The organism is Lysobacter sp. GQ73 (assembly GCF_059758755.1).
Map to the genome: position 1 here is coordinate 247,831 of NZ_JCAXEE010000001.1, position 18,041 is coordinate 265,871.

General features: G+C 69.6%; 13 protein-coding genes. 8 read left to right on the plus strand and 5 right to left on the minus strand.

Annotated elements, in window-relative coordinates:
• Positions 1-7: 7 nt before the first annotated feature.
• The 3 genes from AC6CH2_RS01055 to AC6CH2_RS01065 all read right to left on the minus strand — a co-directional run bounded on the left by AC6CH2_RS01055 (position 8) and on the right by AC6CH2_RS01065 (position 1,695).
• Positions 8-538, minus strand: coding sequence for a phage tail protein (locus AC6CH2_RS01055; RefSeq protein ID WP_498267563.1), 531 nt, complete (start codon positions 536-538; stop codon positions 8-10).
• A gap of 31 nt (positions 539-569) precedes the next feature.
• Positions 570-1,100: a phage tail protein gene (locus AC6CH2_RS01060; protein ID WP_435394107.1), complete on the minus strand. Its 531-nt coding sequence runs from the start codon at positions 1,098-1,100 to the stop codon at positions 570-572.
• 64 nt (positions 1,101-1,164) lie between these two features.
• Complete coding sequence (locus AC6CH2_RS01065) at positions 1,165-1,695, minus strand: phage tail protein (RefSeq protein ID WP_498267564.1); 531 nt, start codon at positions 1,693-1,695, stop codon at positions 1,165-1,167.
• Between the two features lie 388 nt (positions 1,696-2,083).
• Between AC6CH2_RS01065 and AC6CH2_RS01070 the strand changes: the two genes are divergently transcribed.
• Together AC6CH2_RS01070 and AC6CH2_RS01075 are read left to right on the plus strand one after the other, a co-directional pair.
• Positions 2,084-8,683 carry a putative Ig domain-containing protein gene (locus AC6CH2_RS01070; protein WP_498267565.1) on the plus strand — a complete coding sequence of 2,200 codons (6,600 nt, stop codon included), beginning with the start codon at positions 2,084-2,086 and terminating at the stop codon, positions 8,681-8,683.
• A gap of 252 nt (positions 8,684-8,935) precedes the next feature.
• Positions 8,936-9,586, plus strand: coding sequence for an HD domain-containing protein (locus AC6CH2_RS01075; protein ID WP_498268180.1), 651 nt, complete (start codon positions 8,936-8,938; stop codon positions 9,584-9,586).
• Positions 9,587-9,801: 215 nt separating this feature from the next.
• Here the strand turns inward: AC6CH2_RS01075 and AC6CH2_RS01080 are convergent, their stop codons facing one another.
• A complete protein-coding gene (locus AC6CH2_RS01080; RefSeq protein ID WP_498267566.1) occupies positions 9,802-10,113 on the minus strand; it encodes an HPF/RaiA family ribosome-associated protein in 312 nt (103 codons plus the stop codon).
• A 207-nt stretch (positions 10,114-10,320) separates the two neighbouring features.
• Here AC6CH2_RS01080 and AC6CH2_RS01085 point away from each other — a divergent pair, with 207 nt between their 5' ends.
• The 4 genes from AC6CH2_RS01085 (at position 10,321) to AC6CH2_RS01100 (ending at position 12,755) form a co-directional block, all read left to right on the plus strand.
• Positions 10,321-11,064: a sulfurtransferase gene (locus AC6CH2_RS01085; RefSeq protein WP_498267567.1), complete on the plus strand. Its 744-nt coding sequence runs from the start codon at positions 10,321-10,323 to the stop codon at positions 11,062-11,064.
• Positions 11,065-11,247: 183 nt separating this feature from the next.
• Complete coding sequence (locus AC6CH2_RS01090) at positions 11,248-11,877, plus strand: hypothetical protein (protein WP_498267568.1); 630 nt, start codon at positions 11,248-11,250, stop codon at positions 11,875-11,877.
• A gap of 190 nt (positions 11,878-12,067) precedes the next feature.
• The gene (locus tag AC6CH2_RS01095) at positions 12,068-12,430 is read left to right on the plus strand and encodes a hypothetical protein (protein WP_498267569.1); all 363 of its coding nucleotides are present in this window, start codon (positions 12,068-12,070) and stop codon (positions 12,428-12,430) included.
• Positions 12,431-12,461: 31 nt separating this feature from the next.
• Positions 12,462-12,755, plus strand: coding sequence for a hypothetical protein (locus tag AC6CH2_RS01100; RefSeq protein WP_498267570.1), 294 nt, complete (start codon positions 12,462-12,464; stop codon positions 12,753-12,755).
• A gap of 215 nt (positions 12,756-12,970) precedes the next feature.
• Here AC6CH2_RS01100 and AC6CH2_RS01105 read toward each other — a convergent pair whose 3' ends face one another.
• On the minus strand, positions 12,971-14,266 hold the full coding sequence (locus AC6CH2_RS01105) for a TIGR03862 family flavoprotein (RefSeq protein ID WP_498267571.1): 1,296 nt from the start codon (positions 14,264-14,266) through the stop codon (positions 12,971-12,973).
• Between the two features lie 140 nt (positions 14,267-14,406).
• Between AC6CH2_RS01105 and AC6CH2_RS01110 the strand changes: the two genes are divergently transcribed.
• Complete coding sequence (locus tag AC6CH2_RS01110) at positions 14,407-16,122, plus strand: serine hydrolase (protein WP_498267572.1); 1,716 nt, start codon at positions 14,407-14,409, stop codon at positions 16,120-16,122.
• Positions 16,123-16,739: 617 nt separating this feature from the next.
• On the plus strand, positions 16,740-18,023 hold the full coding sequence (locus AC6CH2_RS01115; protein ID WP_498268181.1) for a PQQ-dependent sugar dehydrogenase: 1,284 nt from the start codon (positions 16,740-16,742) through the stop codon (positions 18,021-18,023).
• The last annotated feature ends 18 nt before the right edge of the window (positions 18,024-18,041 follow it).

Below are 18,041 nucleotides of genomic sequence, written 5' to 3' on the forward strand. Positions count from 1 at the left end.
CAAGCGATCAGGGGAACGAAGGGAAGATACCCTGCAGGGCGATGCAGAAGTTCATCGCCAGGTACGGTTGCCGGTTCTCGTGCGGCTGGCCGCCGCCGGTGGGGCCGATCATGTTCGGCGGGAACGGCGAATTGGCGGTGGGGGCGGAAGTGAACGCCGAGGCCGCCGGACTGCCGAGCGCGACGCCGTTGGCCGGCGCCGACTGTCGCTTGCTCACGTCGTTCTGGTTGTAGATCTGCATCGCATGGCTATGCGCGGGCATCTCCTGGGTGGTCACGGTGACGCTGTTGGAGCCGAAGTTATCGCCGATCTGGTGAGGGGTGAGCCCCGGCCCCTGGCCTTGGTTGCAGCCGGTGCGGTTGACGAAGTTCGGCAGTTGGAAGGTGGTGGTGCCGTTGCCGCCGTACTGGGTGCCCAGCAGCGCGAACAGCGCGGTGTTCTGCTGGATCGCCAAGGTCGCGCCGTTGCAGAACGCCCAACCGCGCGGCGCGAAGTTGAAACCGAAGATCTGGATCTGGCCGATGAAAGGTTCGGTCATGGTGATGTCCTCTGGAATGCGATCGGCGAGATCAGTTCTGCTGCGGGAAGATGCCGGCCCAGGCGATGCAGTACTGCACCGTCAAGGTCGGCATCTGATTGGCGTGCGGCTGGGTGTTGCCGGCCGGCGTCACCGCGCTGACGGCTTCCGGGATCGGCGGCAGCCCGCTGATATCGGTCAGATACATGGTGTCGCCCGACAGCGCGCCGGGCTGCACGTTCACCGCCGGCTTGTTCGAGGTGGCCAACGAAGTGGTCGCGAACATAGTGTGGGTGTGTGCGGGCATCTGGGTGGGCAGCAGGGTGACGTTCTCGGTGCCGCTGGCCTGGCCGATGACGTAGTTGCTCAGGCCAGGGCCGGTGCCGGTGTGGACGGGTACCCGGCCGCGCAGGTCGGGCATGGCGAAGTTGCTCTGTCCGTCGCCACCGTAGGTCGTGCCGATCAGGGCGAACAGGACCTCGTTCTCCGAGATCGACTGCAGGCGGCCGTCGCAGGGGTACCAGCCGGTGGGGGTGCGGCCGAAGCCGAATAGACGGATTTCTCCGACGAAGGGTTCGCTCATGATGTGTACTCCGGAACGGAATGCATTGAATGGCGCCGCGAGGGCGCGCGCTGGGCCGGCCGCGTCAGTTGCGCGATGGGTAAATGCCGGTCAGGGCGATGCAGAAATTGATCGCCAGGTAGGGCTGCAGGTTGGGATGCGGCTGGGTGCCGCCGGCCTGGCCGAGCACGGCCGGCGACAAGGCCACCTGCGGGCCGCCGACGTCGGCGTACAGCGGGATCGTGCAGTTGCCGTACAAGGAGTCGCGTGCGCCGCGTGAATTGGCGTTGGTGCTGGTGCCGACCAGGCCATGGTTGTGCGCAGGCAACTGCGTCGTCAGCAGGGTGACGTTCTCGACGCCGCCGGTTTCGCCCAACTGATAGGCGGTCGGGTTCCAGCCGCCGTCGACGGACTGGCCGAACCCGACCGGCGTGCGGCTGCGCAGGTCCGGCAACTGGAAGGTGGTCTGGCCGTTGCCGCCGTAGGTCGTGCCCAGCAGCGAGAACAAGGCCTGGTTCTGTGCGATCGGCAATGTTTGGCCGGCGCAGAACGCGAAACCCTTCGGGGCGAAATTGAACCCCACCGTGATGATCTGTCCCAGGAATACTTCTGTCATCTCTTCCCCCAGAGGATGTCGTCCGGGCCCCGTGCGAGCCCGGACTGCGTACCGGAGACCCGCTCGCGCGGCCCGCCCGCGCACGGCGGAGGGGGCCTATCCGAGCGGATCCGGCATGGCGCCGGAGCGCCATGACTTTCCTTAACGCAATGCCGCGGCGAAAGCGGCCGGTTCCGGCCCCGATTTGCGTACTAGATCAAGGATAGGGGTGCGCCGAGGCAATTCGGCGCGTGGGACCAGACCAGGTCGAACAGGCGGAACGTCGAGGGCGGCAGCGGAGGAACCGCGCCCCATCGGCGTCAGGGGATCGGAAATCATGCATCTGCATCGGGCACGTCGCGCGGGCATCTCGAATGTCGGGCGGCAGGGTAGGTACCTGCAACTAGGGGTGGGCCTGCTCCTGCTGTGTCTGGCGGGGCTGTGGTCCACGATGGCGGTCGCCGCGCCGTCGCCGCATTGCGGGCCGTTCAACATCTCCGTGGCTAATGGCGGCACGCAGATCATCAATGCCAGCGCCTGCGATGGCCCGGACGACGGCGGCATCGGCGGCATCCTGACCCCTCCAACACACGGCACCGCGACGACCAGTCCGTTCGGCCAGACGGTGACCTATACCCACCTCGGCAACACGGCGACCAGCGATACCTTCGTGTTCGACGATGGCCTTGGCAACGAAGTCACCGTCAACGTCACCATCGGCGCGCCGACCTCGCCGATCACCGTCAGCCCGGCCTCGATCTCGCCGGTGCTGGGTGTGCCCTTCAGCCAGGCGCTGAGCGCCACCGGCGGCGTCGGGCCCTACAGCTTCGTGCATACCAGCGGCACCTTGCCGACCGGCCTGACGTTCTCGGGCGGCGCCTTCGGCGGCACCCCGACCCAGCGCGGCAACTTCGCGGTCAACATCACCGTGACCGATTCGAGCACGCCGACGCCGCTGACCACGGTCAAGTCGTACGCGATCGTCATTCCGATCGTCACGCCGGTGATCTCGCCGACCACCCTGCCGGCGATGGCGGTAGGCATTCCCTACAACACCACGCTGGCCAGCAGCGGTGGCGTTGCACCGTACGCCTATACGGTGGAGGCCGCGCCGAACCTGTTGCCGCCCGGCCTGAGCCTGAGCAGCGGCGGCGTGATCAGCGGCACCCCGACCACGACCGGCACCTACACCTTCCGCATCGTGTCCGAGGACAACAGCACGTCGCAGGACGGTTCCGACAACAAGGGCAGCCGGCTCTATACCGTCACCGTCACGGCAGCGCCGGTCATCGTGGTCGACCCGGCCACGATTCCGGGCGCGACCGTGGGCGCCGCCTACAGTCAGACCTTCACCGCCAGCGGCGGCACTTCGCCATACACCTTCGCGATCTCTGCCGGCGCCTTGCCGGCCGGGCTGAGCCTGGCGAACGGCGGCGCCTTGACCGGCACGCCGACCGCGGCGGGCACCTTCAACTTCACCGTGCGCGCCACCGATGCCAACACGTTCACCGGCACTCGTGCCTACACCCTGACCGTTGCCGCGCCGACGACCTCGATCGCACCGACGACCCTGCCCAACGGCGCCGTCGCGGCGGCCTACAGCCAGGCCATCACCGCCAGCGGCGGCATCGCGCCGTACACCTATGCGATCACCGCCGGCGCCTTGCCGGCCGGCCTGAGCCTGAGCAGCGCAGGCCTGTTGAGCGGCACGCCGACCGCGGGCGGCAGTTTCAACTTCACCGTCACCGCGAGCGGCAGCAGCACCGGCGCCGGCGCTCCGCATACCGGTTCGCGCGCCTACAGCCTGGTCATCGCCGCGCCGACGATCACCCTGCCGGCGACTTCCTTGGCCAACGGCACGGTCGGGGTGGCCTATAACGCCACCCTCAATGCCGCCAGCGGCGGCACCGCGCCGTATACCTACGCGATAGGCGTCGGCGCGCTCCCGTCCGGGGTCAGCCTGAGCAGCGCCGGCGTCCTGTCGGGTACGCCCACTGCAGCCGGTACCTTCAACTTCACCGTCGTCGCTACCGACAGCAGCACCGGCACCGGCGCCTACAGCTCGGCGCCGCGCGGCTATTCGCTGCAGATCGTCAACATCCCGCCGGTCGCCAACGCGGTCTCGGCGACCGTCGCCTACAACAGCGGCGCCAATCCGGTCAGCTTGAACATCACCGGCGGCGTGCCGGCCTCGGTGGCCATCGGTACGGCACCGCTGCACGGCACCGCGATCGCCAGCGGCACCACCGTCACCTACCAGCCGGCCGCGGGTTATGCCGGACCGGACAGCTTCACCTATACCGCGAGCAACGGTGCCGGCACCTCGGCACCGGCGACGGTCACCGTCACGGTGAGCCCGCCCGGCATCACCGTGGCCGCCTCCGGTCCGTTCACCGCGCAGATCGGCGTCGCCTACACCCAGACCTTCACCTGGTCCGGCGGCACCCAGCCGTTCAGCGGTTACAACGTGACCGGTCTGCCCGCCGGTTTGAGCATCACCGGCACCACCGCCAACAGCGTGACCGTGAGCGGCACGCCGACCGCGGCCGGCACCTTCCCGCTCAACGCCAGCGCGACCGACAGCAGCACCGGCGACGGTCCGTTTACCGTCGGCCAGGCTTTCGTCCTGTCGGTGAGTGCGCCGACGCTGGGCATGACGCCGGCCGCGGGCACCTTGAACGCGACCTACGGCAGCGCCTACAGCCAGGCTTTCGTCGCCAGCGGCGGCACGCCGGCCTATGCCTATACCGTTTCGGCCGGTGCCTTGCCGGCCGGCTTGAACCTGGACGGCGCCACCGGCGTGTTGTCCGGCACCCCGACCGTGACCGGTCTGTTCACCTTCTCGGTCCGCGCCACCGACAGCTCGACCGGTGCCGGCGCCCCGTTCGCCCGCACCCAGAACTACGTGCTGCAGGTGGCCGCGCCGACCATCGTGGTCGCGCCGCCCACGCTGCCGGGGGCGCAGGTCGCTGCGGCTTATAGCACCGATCTGAGCGCCAGCGGCGGCATCGGCCCGTACACCTATACGGTCACCGCCGGCGCCTTGCCGGCCGGCCTGAGCCTGAGCTCGGCCGGCACCATCGCCGGTACGCCGACTTCGGGCGGTAGTTTCAACTTCACCGTGACCGCGAGCGACGCCAACGGCCAGACCGGTTCGCGCGCGTATGCGCTGACGGTGGCTGCGGCGACGGTCAGCGTCGCACCGGCGACCCTGCCGGCGGGCGGTGTGGCCCAGGCGTACAGCCAGGCCCTGACCGCGTCCGGCGGCACCCCGGGCTATAGCTTCGCGGTCACCGCCGGCGCCTTGCCGGCCGGCCTCAGCCTGGCCAGCAACGGCGCCCTCAGCGGCACGCCGACTGCGGGCGGCAGTTTCAACTTCACCGTCACCGCGACCGACAGCAGCAGCGGCAGCGGCCCGTATACGGGTTCGCGCGCCTACACTCTGAGCATCGGCGCTTCGACCGTGGTGTTGCCGCCGACCTCGTTCGCCAACGCCACCGTCGCTTCGGCCTACAGCGCCAACATCAACGGCGCCACCGGCGGCACTTCGCCGTACAGCTATGTCTTGGCCTCGGGCAGCCTGCCGCCGGGCATGAGCTTCAGCAGCGCCGGCCAGATCAGCGGCACGCCGACCGCGCCGGGCAGTTACACCTTCGCCGCGACCGCGACCGACAGCAGCACCGGTACCGGTCCTTACACCTCGGCGCCGCAGAGCTACACCCTGATCGTCGACGACATCGTGCCGGTGGCCAATCCGGTCTCGGCGACGGTGGCCTACGGCAGCGGCGCCAATCCGATCACCCTCAACATCACCGGCGGCATCCCGGCTTCGGTCGCGATCGCGGCGGCGCCGGCGCATGGCACGGCCATCGCCAGCGGCACCGCGATCACCTACCAGCCGGCCGCGGGCTATGCGGGCAGCGACAGCTTCACTTACACCGCGAGCAACGTCGCCGGCACATCGGCCCCGGCGACGGTCACGATCACCGTCGCCAACCCGGTGATCACGGTGACCGCGGGCGGCCCGCTGACCGCGCAGGTCGGCGCCGCCTACACCCAGACCTTCAGCTGGGCCGGCGGCACGGCGCCCTACAGCGGCTACAACGTCGCCGGCCTGCCGGCCGGGCTGAGCATCACGGGCACGACCGCCGACAGTGTCACCGTCAGCGGCACGCCGACTGCCGCGGGCAGCTTCAGCCTCAACGCCAGCGCGACCGACAGCAGCAGCGGCAACGGTCCGTTCACCCAAGGCCAGATCTTCACCCTGACGGTCGGCGCGCCGACCCTGGCGATGACCCCGGCCCCGGGCAACCTGCCGATGAACTACGGCGCGGCGACCGCCATCAACTTCGCCGCGAGCGGCGGCTCGGCGCCGTACGTCTTCAGCCTCGCCGCCGGTTCGCTGCCGGTGGGCGTGAGCTTCAGTTCGGCCGGCGTGCTCAGCGGCACGCCGACGGTGCCCGGCAACTACAACATCGCCGTGCGCGTGCAGGACAGCAGCACCGGCAGCGGCGCGCCGTTCTCGCTGCAGCAGAACTACACCATCGTGGTCGGCACGCCGAGCATCGTGCTCGACCCGCCGAGCCTGCCGAACGGTACCGCCGCGGTCGCCTACAACGCGGCCATCGCCGCCACCGGCGGCGTCGCGCCGTACAGCTTCTCGCTGCTCAGCGGCGCGTTGCCGATCGGGATGAGCTTCTCCTCGGCCGGCGTGCTTTCCGGCGTGCCGCGCTCGGACGGCAATTTCAGCATCACCGTGCAGGCCACCGATGCCAACGGCCAGACCGGCTCGCGGGTGTATACCTTCGCCATCGACCCGGCCACCGTGGTGATTTCGCCGGCGGCCTTGCCCGGCGGCGTGGTCGGCGTGCCTTACAGCCAGAACCTGAGCAGCAGCGGCGGCATCGCGCCGTACAGCTACTCGATCGTCTCGGGCAATCTGCCGGTCGGTTTGTCCTTCAGTTCCGCCGGCGTCTACAGCGGCACTCCGACCACCGCCGGCAGTTACACCGCCACCATCCGTTCCACCGACGACGCCGGCTACACCACCACCGCGCCGCTGACGATCGTGATCGTCGACGCGGTGCCGGTCGCGGTCGACGACAGCGCTACCACGTTGTCGAACCAGGCGGCGACGATCCCGGTCACCGCCAACGACACCGGCATCATCGCCAGCATTGCGGTCGCCTCGGCGCCGAGCCACGGCACCGCGGTGGTCAGCGGCATGGACGTGGTCTATACCCCGGCCGGCAATTACTTCGGCAGCGACAGCTTCACCTACACCGCCAGCGGCCCCGGCGGCACCTCGGCGCCGGCCACGGTGACGATCACCGTCAACGCGTTGCCGGTGCCGCAAGGCCAGCCGCAAACGGCGACGATCCTGTCGACCCAGACCGCCACCATCGACGCGGCCGCCGGCGCCACCGGCAGTCCGTTCACCGGCGTGACCCTGCTGAGCCCGCCCTCGTCGGGCACGGCCGTGGTCAGCGGCACCCAGATCGTCTACACCCCGGCCAGCACCACGGTCGGCCCGATCGCCCTGGTGTACACGCTCGACAACGCGTTCGGCCCGTCCGCGCCGATCACCTCGACGATCATCGTCAACGCGGTACCGGTGGCGCAATCGCGGCGCGTCCGCACCATCGCCGGCGCGGCGGTCGCGGTCGATCTGACCGCCGGCGCGACCGGCGGCCCGTTCACCGCGGCCACCCTGGTGTCGTTGGCCCCGGCGTCTTCGGGCAGTGCGGCGATCAGCGGTTCCGGCGGCGTGTACACGCTGCGCTATACGCCGGTCATCGGCTTCTCCGGCGTCGCGGTGGCGAGCTTCACCCTCGACAACGCCCATGCGACCTCGGCGGTGGCGACCATCGAAATCGAAGTGCTGCCGCGCAACGATCCTTCCAAGGACGCCGAAGTGCTCGGCCTGCTCAACGCCCAGGCGTCGGCGACGCGTCGCTTCGCCACCGCCCAGATCGGCAACTTCCAGCAGCGCATGCAGGGCATGCACGAGGGCGGCAGCGACGGTGCGCGCTTCGACAACGGCCTGAGCTTCTCGATCGACCCGCGTTGCCGCGACGAAGCGCGGCGCACGCCGGGCAGCGATTGCCGCCAGCCCTTGCTCGCCGACGAGCAGGCCGCGATCGAGCCCAAGCCGCCGGTCGAAGGCAGCGGTACGCGCTACGGCATCTGGACCGGCGGTTCGATCAACACCGGCAACCGCGACGGACGCGGCGGCGGCTCGGCCGGCTTCGACTTCGAGACCAGCGGCATCAGCGCCGGCGCCGACTACCGCCTGCGCGAGGACTTCGCGCTCGGCGGCGGCATCGGCTACGGCCGCGACGACACCGACGTCGGCCAGCGCGGCAGCCGCAGCAAGGCCAAGAGCTACAGCGCCGTGCTGTACGCCAGCTACCACCCGGGCGAGAGCTTCTATCTCGACGGCCTGCTCGGCTACCAGTGGCTGTCGTTCGACACCCGCCGCTACGTCACCGACACCGGCGGCATGGTCCGCGGCGACCGCGACGGCAGCCAGTGGTTCGCCTCGGTCTCGGCCGGCATGGACTACCAGCGCGACCGCCTGCACTTCACGCCGTACGCCCGTCTCGACGTGGCCCGCGCGCGCCTGGACGGCTATACGGAGCAGGGCGACGCCTCGTACGCGCTGACCCATCGGGACATGGACGTCGACACCACCACGACCAGCCTGGGCCTGCGCCTGGATTACCGCTACCCGGTGCGCCTGGGCACGTTCTCGCCCACGGTGCTGCTGGAGTACCAGCACGACTTCCAGGACGAGAGCTTCGCGACGATGAGCTATGCCGACATGGTCGGCGGTCCGTTCTACCGCGCCCGCCTCGAGGGCCTGGACCGCAACCGCTTCGTGTTCGGTATCGGCGCGGTGCTGCAGACCGAGCGCGACCTGGTCCTGCGCTTCGAGTACCGCGGCCTGTTCGGCAGCGGCAACGACGACGACAACAGTTTCATGATCAACGTCGAGAAGAAGTACTGATCGAACCCCTGGCGCGGCTCGGGCCGCGCCGGGGGCAGGGTGCGATGCATTCGATGCGGGCCGGACGCTCGCTCCGGTCACGATGCGCAGGCCTCCCGCCGTCGTCCTCGCGAACACTCATACGCAACTTCCCAGTCGTCATCCCCGCGAAGGCGGGGATCCAGGGCTCGATCGCGACGCGTGGCCAGGGCGATCGCCACCCCGGCATGCCAAGATGCCGCCATCGCCCCTGCGAAACCTGCCGCGATGTCGATGTCGTTCGCCGAACCCAGACCCAGCCTGCCCGAGGCCCTGCTCGCCGAGCTGCCGCTGCAGCTTCCGCCCGAGCAGCGCGCCGCGCTCGAAGCCGCGTATGCGACGCCGGCGCGCGCCTATCACAACATCGGCCACGTCGCCGAAGTGCTGCGCCATTACCTCGACGTCGCCGCCGGCCCCGGCTGGCGGCAGCCGCGCGAGGTCGCGCTTGCGGTGCTGTATCACGACGCGATCTACGAGGCGGGGCGGCGCGACAACGAGGCGCGTTCGGCCTTGTTGGCGCGCGAACACATCGCGCGCTGGTTGGCGGATGCGCGCCTCGATGCCGATCGCGTCGCCGAACTGATCGAACTGACCGCGCGCCACAGCGCCATCGCTGCCGACGAGGTCGACGAGGAGACGCGCTTGTTCCTCGACGGCGACATGGCCATCCTCGGCGCCGAGCCGGCGGTGTTCGACGCCTACGATCGCGGCATCGCCTCGGAATACCGCGGCCATGTCCCCGGGCCCTTGTTCCGGCTGAATCGCCGGCGCTTCCTCAAGGGCTTGCTCAAGCGCGAGCGGATCTTCCTCAGCGACTACTATCACGCCCGTTACGACGCGGCGGCCCGCAACAATCTGCGCCGGGCGATCACCACCAAGCGCTGATCGCCCGCAGCGCGGCCGGCGCTGTGCGGCGGCGACGGGCAGGGCACTGCCGCGACTGCACCGAGCCCGGCGGCCCAGGCGGTTTCAACACACGCGTTCAAATGCAGGTCGTCAAAACACCGGCTACCCTCGCCGCACAGACAAAGGCCGCCGCATCGCTGCGGCGGCCCCTGCATCGGCGCCGGCGGTCCTCGCCGCCGGCGAGGTGAGTCGTATCAGCTGGACAACCGCCCCAGCGAACTGTCGAGCACGCGTTGCAGCTTGCGCGCCGCGCCGCTGATCGCTCCGCGCATCGTGTCGGCGTCTTCGGTGGCGGCCACCGGCGGGCGGCCCTCCAGACGCGCTTCGATGGTGCAGTGTTTGTCGCCCCCGCCGGCCTTGGCGCCGTTGACATCGCGCAGGTGGACTTCGACCCGGGTGACCTGGTCGCGGTAACGCGACAGGCTGTGGTCGACCACGCCTTCGACGTGCTGGGCAAGCGAGTGATCGCCGCGGAGATGGTGGTCGGTGTTGAGCTGTACCTTCATGCAAACGCCTCCTGATGGAGCAGTTGAGAGGGCAACGCCGCCGCCCTTGCGGCGGCGTTTCACGCGGTCCGGGCCTGCTTGGCCGTCTTGTCCGGGCCGCGCAATTCCTGGGACCGCGGTTCGCGCGGAAGGTTCGCGGTTCGGTTCAGGTCCGGCCCAGGGGCCGCATGTCAGGCTCGCGGAGGCGCTGCGCGTTAGAATGGCGGCATGATCGTCAATATCGCCGCCTATCATTTCGCCACCGTCGAGGACCCGCCGCGGTTGGCCGCCTGGGTCCGTGAACAGGCCGAAGCCGGCGAGCTGCGCGGTACCGTGCTGGTAGCGGGCGAGGGCATCAACCTGTTCCTGGCCGGCGCCGCCGCGCCGATCGAGGCTCTGCTCGAGGGCCTGCGCGCCGACCCGCGTTTCGCCGGGCTGGTGGTCAAGTACAGCCACAGCCGCCAGCAGCCGTTCGCCCGGCTCAAGGTCAAGCTGAAGCCGGAAATCATCGCCTTCCGCCGCGAGCATTCTTCGCCCTTGCGCGAGCGCGCACCGAGCGTGACGCCGGACACGCTCGCGCGTTGGCTCGATCGCGGGCACGACGACGGCGGCCGCCGGGTCGTCTTGCTCGACACGCGCAATCGCGAGGAGGTCCGGTACGGCAGCTTCGCCGACGCGCTGACCCTGCCGATCGACAATTTCACCGAGCTGCCCGAGGCCCTGGCGCCGCATCGCGAAGCCCTGGCCGACGCCACCGTGGTCAGCTTCTGCACCGGCGGCATCCGCTGCGAAAAGGCCGCGCTGTGGCTGCGCGCCGACGGCATGGACAATCTGCTCCAGCTCGACGGCGGCATCCTCGGCTATTTCGAGCAGGTCGGCGGCCGTCATTACCAGGGCCGCTGTTTCGTATTCGATGAACGCGTCGCCCTGGATCCGGCGCTGCAACCCCTGCACGACGACGCGGCCGCTTGAGCGCGGCAGGCCGCGCGCGGCCTTACGAACTATTAACGGCGAACGGTTAGGCTGCGCGTTCGCGCCGCGCCGGCACCCTCGTGCCGGCCTTCCCCGGCGGCGCGATACGGACCTGCGCCGGCCTTGCCGGCGCGTTCGCGACCCGCGGCAATCGCAACCAGGATTATGTACAGAGGACCCCTGATGAACCGACGTCTGTTCCCCGCTTTGCCGACGCTCGCGCTCGCCGTCGTGGCGCTCGCCGCGTGCAGCCAGAGCGCGCCGGTCAACACTGCGGCCCCGCAGGAAACCACCGCGGCCCTGCCGCAGGCACCGCAGACGGTGCCCGACCCGAACGCCGAACCGGTTTCGCGCGCGGCTCCGCCGATGCTGCCGCCGGTCGCCCTGGGCACCTTCGAGCCCGGCAACCCGGTCGCCCAGGCGACCACCGGCAAACTCACCATCGACGATCTCGAACTCAAGGGCGAGAACGGCTCGTTGTACAAGACCGAACGCGTCGCCCTGGTACGCGGCGGCGACCAATACACCGCCGGCGAGACCTATGGCGCGGTCATGCAGGTCGAAGCCAGCCAGGCGATCGAACTGCGCCGGGTGATCGAGCAGGTGCCGCCGAAGGAAACCCCGGGCAACGCCTTTTGCGGCAACACCCCGACCGGTTTCATCGCCCTGGCGAAAGTCACCGAGAGCACCGGCGACGTGGTCAAGCTGATCGCCCTGCAGGGCAGCGACGTCCCCGCCGCGACCGCGCAAGGCGTGGGCCTGTGCGCTTCGATGTTCTACATGGGCAAGCCGAGCGAGAAGCCGGCGACCTGAGCACGGGCGCGCCGCCGCCGGCCGTTTGCGGAATAATCGGGCCGGCACCGCGCTCGCGTAGTCGCCGGGCAAGTCCATGAGGCTCGCCTGCGCGGCGAGACGGCGGCCTGCAAGCGTTGGACGAGTGGCCATTGCGGCTCGCCGATATACAACCACCGACAGGCGGGCCGGACGGCCTGGGGAGATAACGATGGACCGTTGTCATGCGCTCTTCGCAGCGCTCGTCGTGGCCGGCCTGCTCCAGGCGGGCCCTGTATCGGCTACCGAAAGCGTGCCGGAGAAGGCCGTGGTCGTGACGAAGTCCACGTTCAAAGGCCGGTGGCCGTTGCCCTACGAGAGGGCGACGCTGACCTGCCGCCCGCGAGGGTATGCGAACACGATCGCCACGCCCGAAGGGCAGTTCGCCCTCAACGACGCGGCCCAGGCGGAAGGATTTCCAGCGTTGAAGACCTTGCGGCCGAAGGGCAGGCAGGCCTCCGTCAGCGAGGCCGGTCTGGACGACCTCGCGAAGGCCGCGGACGCGTTCTGCACGAGGAGCTGGTCGCGTTCTTGAGCGCGCGCCACGCCGACCGGGGAGAGGTTCCATGCCGGGCTCGGCCGACAAACAAGCGCTGTTGGACGGGTTGAAGCAGCACCTGGCAGCCGGAATAAGCCGCCTCCAGGCCCGGCTCGAAATCCACCACAGCTCGCAGGACCGGATTGCCTTATCCGATTGCACGGACAACCTGCGTTCGCTCGAGCGTGAGCGGAATCCGGAGCGATCGATCCTGGTCATCGAAATCGAAGAGAGCGAGTTCTACCTGGATCGGCTGAGCGCCACCAGGACGTATCTGGACCTCGGGGCCAGGTGCCGTGTCCGCTGTGGGGAACCGCGGTAATCCAAAACCGCGAGTACCGATTGGCGAAGCGCTCATCGTGGCACGAGAGCGTCGGCGCGGGTGCGGAATTCAACGGCTCTACCCGGCGCGACGAGCGCTGGACGAGCCGCTTGGTGGTCAAGTCGAAGCGCTGACAGGCGCGGCGGGATCGTTGGACCGCTGTCGCCGCGCGGCCATCGAAGCCGTAGCCGATCGTTCGGCTCGGTCCGCTCGGCTCAGTCGTCCGCACGCCCAAGCAAATGCCGCGCCGCCGCGCGGCCGGCGATCAGGCCGCTCGCGAAGCAGGCGGTCAGCAGATAGCCGCCGGTCGGCGCTTCCCAGTCCAGCATCTCGCCGGCGAAGAAGGTCGCCTGCGCCGTGGCTACAGCCGCGGAATCGTCAGCGGAACCGCGCGCGGCCGGCGCACGCAGGCGCAGTTGCGGGTCCAGCGCTTCCAGGCGCACGCCGCCGGCGCTGCTGATCGCTTCGGCGATCGGGCGCGCGCGCAGCAGGCGCAAGGGCAGGCGCTTGATCGTCTGCGCGACCACGGCCGGATCGTCGAGGCCATCCTTGCCCAAGACCTCGAACACCAGCGCCGCCTTGACCCCGTCGAGGCCGGTCTGGCGCCGCAGATGCTCGCCGACGCTGCGGCCGCGGCGCGGCTGGGCGAAATCGCGCTGCAGGCGATCGAGTTCGCGGCCCGGCGCCAGGTCCAATCGCAACACGGTGTGGCCGTGCGCGGCGATGCGCTCGCGCAGCCCCGCCGACAAGGCATAGATCAGGCTGCCCTCGATGCCGGTCGCGGTGACCACGCATTCGCCCTGCAGGCTGTGTTCTCCGGCTTCGTCGCTCCAGTGCGCGATGACCGGTTTGAGCGGTGCGCCGGCGTGGCGTCCGGCGAAATGCGGGCTCCAGCCGATGTCGAAGCCGCAGTTCGACGGTTGCAGCGACGCGACATCGATGCCGCGCTCGCTCAACCACGCCGCCCAGGCGCCGTCGGAACCGAGTTCGGGCCAACTGCCGCCGCCGAGCGCCAGCACCGTCGCCGCGGCGCGCACCTGCGACTCGCCCTCGGGCGTGGCGAAGCGCAGCGCGCCGTCCTCGCTCCAGCCGATCCAGCGATGGTGGACGTGGAAGCGCACCCCGTCCTCGCGCAACCTACGCACCCAGCCGCGCAGCAGTGGCGCGGCCTTGCGGTCCATCGGAAACACCCGCCCGGAGCTGCCGACGTAGGTCTCGACGCCGAAACCGCGTGCCCACTCGCGCAGGGCCTCGCCGTCGAACTGGTCGAGCCAGCGGCCGACCGCCTCGCTGCGCGTGCCGTAGCGGCGATCGAAAGCCGGCCGCGCTTCGCCGTGGGTGAGGTTGAGCCCGCCCTTGCCGGCGATCAGGAATTTGCGCCCGACCGAGCCCATGGCGTCGAACAGGTCGACCTCGACGCCCATCGCACGGGCGGTGTGCGCCGCCATCAGGCCGGCGGGGCCGCCGCCGATCACGACCAGACCGGGCAGGGTGCTTGCGTTGACGGGCATGGGCGGGAAGGGACGGCGGCGCGGTAGCGGCCGGCCATTATGCCGCCCCGGCGTGCGGGCCGCGCCCACGCACGACTTCCGGCCTCTGGCGCGCGCGGCGACGATCGCCGAGAGTGGGCGTTTTTCCGGGAAGGACCACGATGCGAGCCAACGACTGGAAGGCGCACGGCGCCGGTCTGCTGTTGTGCGTGAGCGCCGCCGGTGCCGCCGCGCAGGCGCCCGAAGCCGCCGCCGCGAACGCTGCCGTCGCCGCGCCGGCGCTCCCCGAGCAGTTGCAGGATTTCGACGCCTACGTCGAAGCGGTGCGCGAGCAGTTCGAGGTGCCCGGCATCGCCGTGGCGATCGTCAAGGACGGCCAGGTGGTGCTCGAGCGCGGCTACGGCCTGCGCGAGATCGGCAAGCCCGAACCGGTCGACGCCCACACCCTGTTCGCGATCGCCTCCAACACCAAGGCCTTCACCGCCGCCTCGCTGTCGATGCTCGCCGACGAAGGCAAGCTCAGCCTCGACGACCGGGTGATCGACCGCTTGCCCTGGTTCCGCATGGCCGACCCTTACGTGACCCGCGAGATGCGCCTGCGCGATCTGCTCGCCCATCGCAGCGGCCTGGGCCTCGGCGCCGGCGACCTGCTGTACTGGCCGGGCACCGACTACAGCAACGAAGAAGTGGTCAGGCGCCTCGCCGAAGTGCCGCTGAGCGGCGGCTTCCGCGGCCAGTACGCCTACGACAACATCCTTTACGGCGTCGCCCAGCTCGTGATCGAGAAAGTCAGCGGCCAGAGCTATCGCGACTTTCTCTCGCAGCGCATCTTCGCGCCGCTCGGCATGGACGAGACGCGCTACAACAGCGACGCCCTGCGCGCCGGCGATGCGGTCGCCAGCGGGCATGCCAAGGCCGATTTCAAGACCCTGCAGATCGCGCCGCGCATGACCTGGACCAACGTCGCCGGCGCCGGCGGCCTGTATTCGAGCGTGCACGACATGAGCAAGTGGATGCGCGTGCAGCTCGACGGCGGCGTCTACGCGCGCGACGGCGACAAGGAACAACGCTTGTTCAGCGCCAAGCGCCAGCAGGCGATGTGGTCGGTGGTCACGCCGATGCCGATCGCCGAGCCGCCGGTGCCGGAACTGGCGCCGGCGAAGCCCAATTTCGCCGGCTACGGCGAGGGCTGGCAGTTGACCGATTACCGCGGACGCAAGCTGGTCTGGCATACCGGCGGTTGGCCCGGCATGGTCTCGCGGGTGACCCTGGTGCCGGAACAGAAACTCGGCGTGGTGGTGCTGACCAACGCCGAACTCGGCGGCGCCTTCCAGGCGGTGACCATGCGCGCGCTCGACGCCTACCTCGGCGCGCCCAGGACCGACTGGAACGCGGCCTATGCCGCAGCCCTGGCCAAGAGCCGCAGCAAGGCCGACGACGACTGGAACCAGCACGTCGCCGCGCGCGCGGCGAACTCGAAGCCGTCGCTGCCGTTGCAGGCTTATGCCGGCACCTATCGAGACCCGTGGTACGGGGACGTCTTCGTCGAAGCCGCCGGCGACGGCCGATGGCGGCTGCGCTTCGGCCGCAGCAAGGACCTGGTCGGCGAACTCAGCCACTGGCAGCACGACACCTTCATCGTCCGCTGGGATCAGCGCTGGCTCAACGCCGACGCCTTCGTCAACTTCGCCCTGACCCCGGACGGCAAGGTGCGCGAGGTGCGGATGGAGGCGATCTCGCCGCTGACCGACTTCAGTTTCGACTTCCAGGACCTGCGCCTCGCGCCGGTGGTGGCGGACCCGGCGGCGACCCCGATGAAGCCGGCGACGCCGAGGGGCGCGCCGACCAGGCCGGCCACGGGCAAGCGCGCGGGTTGAGCCAGGCACGGCGGCGAAAGCCGCGGAGCCGGCGAGACCGGGCTGGCTGAACCGAGCTGGCACGACAACAGGCAAGACCGGGTCGGCGAGCAGGCTTCGGCGTTGCCGATGCCTGCGCTTCACCCCACGACAGGTGCCCACGGGCGAGATCGATCCGACGACCGGCGGCGGTCCGGTCATCGTCGAGGTAGGGGGGCGGCGATCCCGCGTCGTTCTTAGTCAGGACTGGGTACCCAGTCGTCCCCGCCCGCATGTCTCCAGGATGCCGGCGGCAGCTTGTGGCGCATAGGGACCGTGCCCATTGCGTCACTTAAGGCCCTGCATCGCTGCGTCCCGCGATGCAGGGCCTTCTTCATTGGGCTGCGGTCCTCATCCGCCCTTCGGGCATCTTCTCCCGCAAGCGGGAGAAGGGAACGACCGGCTGTCGCGGAAACTCCTAGCATCGAGCATTCGAGATTCTGTGCATTCAAAGCCCCTCTTCCGTTCGCGGGACAGAGTGAGGGCAGTGTCGCATTGATCGGTTTCTCGCCGCCTTAATTCCAGCCGAGGCATCCTCGGACACACCAGGCGAGCGCAGGAGAACCGATATGTCCCCAGTGCCGAGAGCCCTCGTGCCAATGCTGTCGGCGGTGATCCTGGCCGCCTGCGGCGAAACCGCGACCCTGCAGGTCGCCGACGGCACGGGCCAGCGGCCGCAGCTGCCGGCGCCTAACAAGACCTTGTTGCCGACGGTCAACGTCGCGCCTGCGGTCGGCTGGCCGTCCGGCGGCAAGCCGGTGGCGGCGCCGAGCCTGGCGGTGACGGCGTTCGCCGGCGGGCTGGATCATCCGCGCTGGCTGCATGTGCTGCCGAACGGCGATGTGTTGGTCGCCGAAAGCAACGCGCCGGCGTCGGACAAGAAGGCTTCGGGCATCAAGGCCTGGGTCGCGGCGCGGATGATGAAGCGCGCCGGTGCGGCGGTGCCCAGCGCCGACCGCATCAGCCTGTTGCGCGATGCCGACGGCGACGGCGTCGCCGAGTTCCGCAGTGTGTTCCTGCAAGGCCTGCATTCGCCGTTCGGCATGGCCCTGGTCGGCGAGGATTTCTATGTCGCCAATGCCGATGCGGTGCTGCGGTTCCCGTATCGCGAGGGCGAGACCTCGATCGCGCAGGCCGGGGTCAAGGTCACCGACCTGCCGGCCGGGATCAATCATCACTGGACCAAGAACCTCATCGCCAGCGCCGACGGCCGCAAGCTCTACATCACGGTCGGTTCCAACAGCAACGTCGGCGAGAACGGCATGGCGATGGAGGAGGGCCGCGCCGCGATCTGGGAGCTCGACCGCGTCAGCGGCAAGAAGCGCTTGTTCGCGACCGGCCTGCGCAATCCCAACGGCCTGGCCTGGGAGCCGGCGACGGGCGCGCTGTGGACGGCGGTCAACGAACGCGACGAGATCGGCAGCGACCTCGTGCCGGACTACATCACCTCGGTGCGCGACGGCGGCTTCTACGGCTGGCCCTATAGTTATTACGGCCAGCACGTCGACGCGCGGGTGAAACCGCAGAAACCCGAACTGGTGGCCAAGGCCTTGGTGCCGGACTACGCGCTCGGGCCGCATACCGCCTCGCTCGGCATCGCCTTCTCGCAGGGCACGAGCCTGCCGGCGCAGTTCGCCAATGGCCTGTTCGTCGGCCAGCACGGCTCCTGGAACCGCAAGCCCAAGAGCGGCTACAAGGTGATCTACGTCGCCTTCGAGCACGGCCGGCCGGTCGGCCAGCCGGTGGACGTCCTCACCGGTTTCCTCGACGCCGAAGAAAACGCCCAGGGCCGACCGGTCGACGTGCGACTGGACAAACACGGCGCTCTGTTGGTCAGCGACGACGTCGGCAACATCGTCTGGCGAGTCACCGCGGCGAGGTGAGGCGCGGCCGGCGGCGCT